The sequence below is a fragment of the Caballeronia glathei genome, assembly GCF_000698595.1.
Lineage (GTDB): Bacteria > Pseudomonadota > Gammaproteobacteria > Burkholderiales > Burkholderiaceae > Caballeronia > Caballeronia glathei.
Genome location: NZ_JFHC01000286.1, coordinates 1 through 586 on the forward strand (window position 1 = coordinate 1; position 586 = coordinate 586).

1 protein-coding gene is annotated in these 586 nt (G+C 63.8%); it reads left to right on the top strand.

Features of this window, described 5'->3' with window-relative positions:
- A partial coding sequence (locus BG61_RS38805; protein ID WP_035943818.1) for an asparagine synthetase B family protein occupies nucleotides 1-586 on the top strand: 586 nt, incomplete at both ends.

Sequence of the window (586 nt, forward strand, 5' to 3'; positions counted from 1 at the left end):
TGGTCCGGCGTTCAGGCGGCTGAGACCGGCGTTGCGCAGCCCTATTCCGGCAGCGCCGAGGATGCGGTTCATGAACTGGACCTGCTGCTCAAGGACGCAGTACGGCAACAGATGCTGGCGGACGTGCCGCTCGGCGCGTTCCTTTCCGGCGGGATCGACTCATCCACGATCGTGGCGCTGATGCAATCGCAGTCTGCGCGGCCAGTGAAGACGTTCACGATAGGCTTTCACGAAAGCGACCACGACGAGGCGAAGCTTGCAAAGGCCGTGTCGATGCATCTGGGCACGGAGCACACGGAACTTTATGTGACGGCCGCGCAGTCGAGGGACGTGATTGCGCGCCTGCCCGCACTCTACGACGAGCCGTTCGCCGATTCGTCGCAGATCCCGACTTTCCTGGTATCGCAGCTTGCGAAGCGGCATGTGACCGTATCGCTGTCGGGCGATGCGGGAGACGAACTCTTCTGCGGGTATCAGCGTTACCGGATGGCTCAGGCGATGTGGGACAGGATCGGCGCGATGCCGGCTCCCTTGCGCAAGCTGGCCGCATCGGGAATCACGGGGATCGCGCCCGCGCACTGGAGCA